This window comes from Magnetococcales bacterium (assembly GCA_015231925.1).
In the GTDB taxonomy this organism is placed as follows: Bacteria; Pseudomonadota; Magnetococcia; order Magnetococcales; family JADGAQ01; genus JADGAQ01.
In genome coordinates this window covers 1-7,272 of record JADGAQ010000201.1, presented here as the reverse complement: position 1 = coordinate 7,272, position 7,272 = coordinate 1, and the positions used below count along the sequence as shown (strand labels likewise).

General features: G+C 63.8%; 5 protein-coding genes. 4 read left to right on the top strand and 1 reads right to left on the bottom strand.

The features are described 5' to 3' along the window. Positions 1 to 436 precede the first annotated feature (436 nt). Positions 437 to 1,141: a class I SAM-dependent methyltransferase gene (locus HQL56_16780; protein MBF0311172.1), complete on the bottom strand. Its 705-nt coding sequence runs from the start codon at positions 1,139 to 1,141 to the stop codon at positions 437 to 439. A 537-nt stretch (positions 1,142 to 1,678) separates the two neighbouring features. Here HQL56_16780 and HQL56_16775 point away from each other — a divergent pair. The 4 genes from HQL56_16775 to HQL56_16760 are packed head-to-tail and all read left to right on the top strand — an operon-like array spanning position 1,679 to position 7,140. Continuing rightward, positions 1,679 to 2,656, top strand: coding sequence for a glycosyltransferase family 2 protein (locus tag HQL56_16775; GenBank protein MBF0311171.1), 978 nt, complete (start codon positions 1,679 to 1,681; stop codon positions 2,654 to 2,656). Next, positions 2,657 to 4,519 (top strand): asparagine synthase (glutamine-hydrolyzing), encoded by a 1,863-nt coding sequence (gene asnB, locus HQL56_16770; protein MBF0311170.1) that lies wholly within the window; start codon positions 2,657 to 2,659, stop codon positions 4,517 to 4,519. 15 nt (positions 4,520 to 4,534) lie between these two features. Further along, positions 4,535 to 6,052: a hypothetical protein gene (locus HQL56_16765; GenBank protein MBF0311169.1), complete on the top strand. Its 1,518-nt coding sequence runs from the start codon at positions 4,535 to 4,537 to the stop codon at positions 6,050 to 6,052. Then, entirely contained in the window at positions 6,049 to 7,140 is a 1,092-nt protein-coding gene (locus tag HQL56_16760; protein MBF0311168.1) for an NADH:flavin oxidoreductase, read from the top strand. Before HQL56_16765 ends, HQL56_16760 begins: the two co-directional genes overlap by 4 nt. The last annotated feature ends 132 nt before the right edge of the window (positions 7,141 to 7,272 follow it).

Below are 7,272 nucleotides of genomic sequence, written 5' to 3'. Positions count from 1 at the left end.
ATCCCCCCCGGCGGGGTTCGGGGCGGAGCCCCGAGGTTTCAGCCGTTGACGTGGCCGTTGCCGTAAGCGGTCCGCTGCACCAAATGATTACGCCTCAGCCGATCTCCCGCACAGCCTGACTGTTCCGCAGCGGACCGCGGGGGGGCAAGGGGGGGCCTCATCCCCCCATCTTTGAACTCCACACCCTACGAAAAGCCGGGTGTTCACGCCGTGCGAAGTCTTCTATCAACGGCTGCAAGTCAACGGCGCACGTCAACGGATGGGGGGATGAGGCCCCCCCTTGCCCCCCCGCGGTCCGCTGCGATCAATCCGTTGGGTGCGGGATGGCGGCTTTCGGGATTTCATTGGCGGCAGCGGACCGCAACGTCAACGGCTAAAACCTCGGGGCTCCGCCCCGAACCCCGCCGGGGGGGATAATCCCCCCCGGACCCCCGTATTAATCTCCCGTCCTTTCCCCGCCCTTCTGCGCCACGATCAGACAGGTCAGTCCCAGCGGCAAACGACCGAACAGCCGGATCCAGCCATACTCCACCCGGCAGACCCCGGTCATCAACCACTGCCCCCACTTTCCCCCCAATTGATCCTCCCCCCGATGCCCATCCCGGCCCCCCACAATACCGAACCGCTTGCGGAAACGATACCACCCCGCCATCAACAAGGCCAACGGCAAGGGCGCGGCATTGAACATCGTCTCCTGCCGAACCACAAACCCCGCCTCCTGCAACCAACCCCGCAACTCCCCGGAACCGAACCGCCGACTCGTCATGGTCAACTCGTCCGCCTCACGATACAGTATATTGTAAACCGGCTCGGTCATCACCACGACCCCACCCTCCTCCAAAAGGGCGTAAATGGCCCGAATGGTCTCTTTCTCCGAAGAGACCCACCGATGACAAAGCACATTGAAGTCACTGATCAGCCGAAACGAATTGGCCTGAAACAATCGCTCCAACTGGTTCACATCCCCCTGCACGAACTGCAAACCGGGATTGGCCTGCCGCGCCAGGGAAAGCGCCAGCGGCGAACAGTCGAGCCCCAGGGAATAATCGAAATGAACCGCCAACCCGGCCAGATTTTCACCCGGCCCGCAGCCCAAATCCAGATAACGCCCCCCGCGAGCCCAGGAGAAACGCTTCAACATCAGTGAGACAAGCCGTCGACGGTAGACGAACCACCAGTGATTTTTTTGATTGTGATAGATTTGAATATAACTCTCGGGTTGCATTTTTCTGGCAGCTTGTCATGTTGAGCCTCGCTGAAAAGCGATGCCGGGGGAAGTGACGGGGAGCTATCATAGCAGGATGTCGAGCAAGGGGAAGGAAACGTTCAGCGGCGTTTGCCTCACCGGGAAAACCCGGTTACAATCGAAGTGTGTCGGTATGTAAATCAGTCTCCCGCCATTTCGCGCCGCCTCTTCCCGGAAGGGGGACAGCAAGGCCGGGATATTAATCAGATTCATTTTCACTGCGGTCGAATCCATGTCAGGCCACCGAGTAACCTATTCATCCAAAAAAGGATTTTTCCAAACGGGCCTTCCTGTCTCAAGTGGTGTCGGTCGATTTTCGCGGGGCGTTTTTGTTGGCTATAGCAGTATTAATTTGATGTATTCTTGTTTCAAATAGTACCGGAAGTGTGACGTTCTACAGGTGCTTTCATTCTTTGGGTGGTGAGGCTCTCGTTGATCTCCATCGTCGTTCCCGTCTACAACGAAGAAGACAATATCGATCCCCTTTGTCAGCGCTTGCTGGAGGTCTCTTCCCGCTTCGATCAGGAGTGGGAGGTCATTTTGGTGGATGATGGCAGCCGGGACCACTCCCGGGAACGGCTGCGCGCCTGGGCGGAGAAGAACCCGGCCTTCAAGCTGATCCTGCTGCGGCGCAACTACGGACAGGCCACGGCCATGATGGCGGGTTTCCATTTCGCTCGCGGGGAGGTGATCACCCCCATCGACGCCGATTTGCAAAACGATCCGGAAGATATCCTCAAACTGGTCGAAACCTTGAACCAGGGCTACGACGTGGTCTCCGGCTGGCGCAGGGAACGCAAGGACCATCCCCTGTCCCGCAATCTGCCCAGCCGGGTGGCCAACATGCTGGTCTCCTGGACCTCGGGAGTGCATCTGCACGACTACGGCTGCACCCTGAAGGCCTATCGGCGGGAGATTGTGCGGGATATCCGCCTTTACGGGGAGATGCACCGGTTCATCCCCATCTTCGCCCATTGGCAGGGGGGCCGGGTGAGCGAAATCCCGGTGCGGCACCACCCCCGCCAGTTCGGCAACTCGAAATACGGCTGGAACCGGGTGTGGAAAGTCGCCCTGGATCTGCTGGTGCTGCGCTTCATGGACCGGGCCTTCACCCGCCCCATTCACGTTTTCGGCGGCTTCGGCCTGCTCAGTCTGCTGCTTTCGGCCCTGCTGGGCCTCTGGGCCGTGACCCTGAAGGGACTCGGCCAGGCCGACTTCATCGAAACACCCCTGCCGCTGGCCTCCCTGATGACCTTCCTGCTGGGGGTGTTGAGCATCCTGTTGGGGCTGATCGCCGAGATCCTGGTGCGCACCTATTTTGAATCCCAGAACCGCTCGGTCTATTCGGTGCAGGAGGCGGTGAATATCGAGACCCGAAACGGCCTGCATGCCGCCAACGGCGAACCCTGAATGTGCGGTATCGCGGGTTTTGCCGGGCCGGGGGAACTCCGGGACCTGCAGGCGATGACCCGCTCCCTGGCGCATCGCGGACCCGACGGGGAAGGGATGTGGCAGGATGCCGACCGGCCCCTGTTCCTGGGCCATCGCCGCCTGGCGGTCATCGACCCGGCAACCGGGGGACAGCCCATGTTCACCACCGACGGCCAACTCGGCGTGGTCTTCAACGGGGAGATCTACAACCACCGCTCGTTGCGCGCCGAGCTGGAAGCGCGTGGACACCGCTTCCGCAGCGACCACGCCGATACGGAAGTCCTGCTGCACGGCTATCGGGAGTGGGGCGAGGAGCTGCCCCACCACCTGGAAGGCATGTTCGCCTTCGCCCTCGTGGACCGGCAACAGGCCCGCCTGCTGCTGGTGCGGGACCACTTCGGCAAGAAACCCCTCTATTACGCCGTGCAGGGCGACCTCTTCCTCTTCGCCTCCGAACTGGCCGCCCTGCGCAGTCATCGGGGTTTCACCGGCGTACTCGACACGGAAGGAGTGCAGAAGTTCTTCCTCTTCGCCTACATTCCCGCGCCTTCGACGTTGTTCAAAGGGGTGCGCAAACTGCCGGGCGGCAGCCTGCTGCGCCTCGATCTCACCACCGGGGCCTCGCGTCTGGTGCGCTGGTGGCGATTCCGCCTCGAACCCGACGAGGGCTGGGCGCAACGGCGCGGCGAAGCGGCCCTGACCGAAGAGTTGCGCGGCCTGCTGCTGCAGGCGGTGCAACGCCGGCTGGAGAGCGACGTGCCCATGGGCTTCTTCCTCAGCGGGGGACTCGACTCCGGTACGGTGCTGGCTCTGGCCCGCGCCGCCGCGCCGCACCACCTCCACCGCAGCTTCGCCATCGGTTTCGACGAAGCCTCCTTCGACGAATCCCCCCAGGCCCGCCGCCTGGCCGCGCAGCTTGGCAGCCGGCATCAGGAGGAGATCCTCACCCTGGAAGGGGTGCGACAGGCCATTCCGCAGTTGCTGGCGGGCCTCGACGAACCCCTGGGCGACGCCTCCCTGCTGCCCACCCACCTGCTCTGCGCCTTCGCCCGACGCCACGTCACCGTGGCCCTGGGCGGCGACGGGGGCGACGAGCTTTTCGCGGGGTACGATCCCTTTCTGGCGGTGCAACCGGCCCGATTCTACCATCGCTTCGTGCCCGGACACCGCTTCTGGCGCTTTCTGGTGGAGAAACTGCCCCTCTCCACCCGCCGCATGAGCCTCGACTTCCGCCTGCGCCGCACCCTGACGGGACTCTCCTACCCCCCCGAATGGTGGCATGCCGTCTGGATGGGTGCCATCGATCCCCGGGATCTTCCGGACCTCTTCACCGAGGCGCTGCCCCTGGAAACCCTGCTGGCCGATGTCACCGAACTGTATCGCCACTCCCACGCCGTGCATCCCCTGGATCAGGCCCTGGAGTTCTACGCCAACTTCTACCTGCCGGAGGCCATCCTGACCAAGGTGGACCGGGCCTCCATGCGGGTGGGGCTGGAGGTGCGCTCCCCCTTCCTCGATCGGGACGTGGTCGATTTCGCCCGCCGCCTGCCCGCACGCTTCAAACTGCGTCGCGGCGAGCGCAAATACCTGCTGCGTCGCGCCGTGGCCCCCTGGCTGCCGAAAACGGTGCTGGATCAGCCCAAAAAGGGTTTCGGCATGCCCCTGGCCCTGTGGATGCGCCAGTGGCCCGACCCCGCCGTGCCCCGCGAGTGGCCCGGCCTGCGCTCCGAATGGCTGCTGAAGAGCTGGCGGGAACACCAGTCCGGCCAACGCGATCACCGCTTCGTACTGTGGAATTCACTCTGTCTCGCTTACGGAAAGTATCAGGATGCGCTGCACTGATCTTGATTCCCGGCCATGAACCTCACCCGAGGCCTTTCCGGCTACCGTGAGGAGATCGCCGTCTTTCTGCTGACCCTGCTCTCCCGGCTGGGCATGGCAGCCTTTTGGCCGACCTCCTCCCCCGACTGGCATCACAGTTACGCCGTGGTGGCGGAAAACCTCTATTTCAACGACTGCGTCTCCCTCTCCGATCCCGCTTCCGCCCGCTGCGAACCCCACTGGGGAGGCAATCAACTGCCCGGATTCCCCTGGCTGGTGGCCCAGGGCTGGCGTCTGCTGCACCTCCTGGGGGGAGAGGTCGCCTTCGGTAAATCGCGTCAGGTGGTCGGCATCACCACGGAACCCATCCTGATCCTGCAGTCTTTGGTGCTGGCCGCCGCCTTCGCCTATCTGGTCCTCGCCCTGAAAAAATGGTCCCTGCCCCCCGTGGTGGTGTTGACCGCGGGTTTGCTGCTCACCTTTTCGCCGATGACCCTCGCCTGGGCCCGCTATCCCCTGACCGAATCCCTCGACCTGGCGGTCCTCGGCTGGCTGCTGGCCGAAATCGTGCGGTCGCTGCAGCAGCAGCGGTTGCGCCTCGCCCCCCTGCTGGTTTGTCTGACGGCGGCCCTCTATCTGAGAACCGACAATGCGGTGCTGATCGTGCCCGTGGCCCTTGCCGCCTGGACCATCCACCCCTTCCGCATCGGGCTGAAACGGCTGCTGCTCCTGGGTCTCCTGCTCTCCCTTCCGGTGGGGGGCTGGTGGTGGCGCAGCGCCGTCCACCACGATCTGGGTCTCATCCCCTGTTCGGGGGTGTGGAATTGCGTGCCCGGAAAGGCCTCCGACCTGCCCCCTTACCCGGCGGATTACATTCGCTGGGGCATGAGCTGGACCACCGACGCCTACCAGTATCCGAGCTGGTACTACCCCCTGACCACGCGGAAATACAGTGAGCTGCGTTACCCCGAAGAGGCCCTGGCCGACGACGGGGAGCGGGAAGAGGTGCGCGACTTGATGCAACGCCTGGCCGCACACGATGGACAACCCTTCCCCGGGGAGGAGGCCGCCGGCTTCCGCCGTCTCGTCGAGGAGAAGAACCGCCGCTATCCGCTCACCCAATGGCTGATCCTGCCCGCCCGGCGCATGCTGCACATGTGGTTCACCCCCTATTTCAGCGCGGGCTGGCCCAATGCCACCTTGAGCCTCTCCAGTTTCCAACTGGATTCGCAACAAATCCTCTCCCTGGCCCGTGACCATTTCGAAGCGGTCGGCATGAAGGCCGGGCTCTTCCTCTACCGGGTCGGCATGGTGATCCTGTTGTTGGCCTTCGCTTTTCGCGCCAGCGATCCCCGTGTGCGCACCCTGGCCCGGCTGACCCTGGCCTGGGTGGCGGCCAAAGCCCTCTTTCATGGTTACGTGGTCTTCGAACCGCGCTATAGTGTTCCCCACTTTTGCTGGATGGAACCGGTGATCGTTCTGGGTCTGTTCGGCCTGAAACCCGCCTGGTTCCCCGGCGGATTCCGGCCCCAACCGATAGGGAGAAGGATGTGACCACCACCCTGGAGCCCCTGTTTCGCCCCTTCACCATCAAGAACCTGACCCTGCCCAACCGGCTGGTGATGGCTCCCATGACCCGCTCCTTCTGTCCCGGCGGCGTGCCCGGCGAGGATGTGGCCGACTATTACCGCAAACGGGTGGAAGGGGGCATCGGCCTGATCCTCACCGAAGGGGTGGTCATCGACCATCCGGCCTCCAGCGGCTATCCGAGTTGCCCCAACCTGCACGATGCGGCGGCGCAACGCGGATGGCGGGAGGTGATCCGCCGCGTTCATCAGGCGGGAGGACGCATCATGCCCCAGATCTGGCATGTCGGTCTGGCCCGGCAGCCGGGCATGGAGCCCGATCCCGCCGTTCCCGGTTGCGGCCCCTCCGCCGTGGCTTTGGAGGCGGGGGCCCATCCGGGGGTGGAACTCTCGGTGCCGGAGATCCACCGCATCGTCGCCGCCTACGCCGAGGCGGCCCGCAACGCCAAGGAGTGCGGCTTCGACGGCGTGGAGATCCACGGCGCTCACGGCTATCTCATCGACCAGTTCTTCTGGGAACAGACCAATCGCCGCCAGGACGACTACGGCGGCAGCTTCGACAAGCGCCTGCGTTTCGGCGTGGAGGTGATCGAGGCGGTGCGCCGGGCGGTGGGCCAGGATTTCGTGGTGGTATTCCGCTTCTCCCAATGGAAACCCACCGACTTCGCCGCCAAACTGGCCCCGACCCCGGAGCTGCTGCAACGCTTTCTGACCCCCCTTTCGGAAGCGGGGGTGGATCTCTTCCACGCCAGCAGCCGGCGTTACTGGGAGGGGGAATTTCCCGGCTCCACGGAAAACATTGCCGCCTGGACCCGTCGATTGACCGGCAAACCCTGCATCACCGTGGGCAGCATCGGGCTGGCGGATGTCAACTGGTCCGGCTCGGCCTCCACCGGGGTGGAGGAGCTGGTGCGGCGTTTTGAAAACGGGGAGTTCGATCTGGCGGCGGTGGGACGGATCCTGCTCTCCGATCCGCAGTGGGCCAACAAGATGCGCCGGGGCGCCCTCGACGAGGTGCTGCCCTATACCAAGGAGGCGTTGAAGCGGTTGGTGTGATGGCGGGTTGGTCGAATGAATTCACGCCAATTATTGGAAGCCTGGGTGTTCTGATTCATACGGGGGGTTCGGGGGGTTTATCCCCCCCGACGGGTCCAGGGCAGCGCCCTGGGACTTTTCCTTTCGCTGTTG

What these genes read in the sequence shown, in the direction of transcription:
- HQL56_16780 (MBF0311172.1), bottom strand. Translation starts at nt 1,141, where the DNA reads ATGTTGAAGCGTTTCTCCTGGGCTCGCGGGGGGCGTTATCTGGATTTG.
- asnB (MBF0311170.1), top strand. Translation starts at nt 2,657, where the DNA reads ATGTGCGGTATCGCGGGTTTTGCCGGGCCGGGGGAACTCCGGGACCTG.
- HQL56_16765 (MBF0311169.1), top strand. Translation starts at nt 4,535, where the DNA reads ATGAACCTCACCCGAGGCCTTTCCGGCTACCGTGAGGAGATCGCCGTC.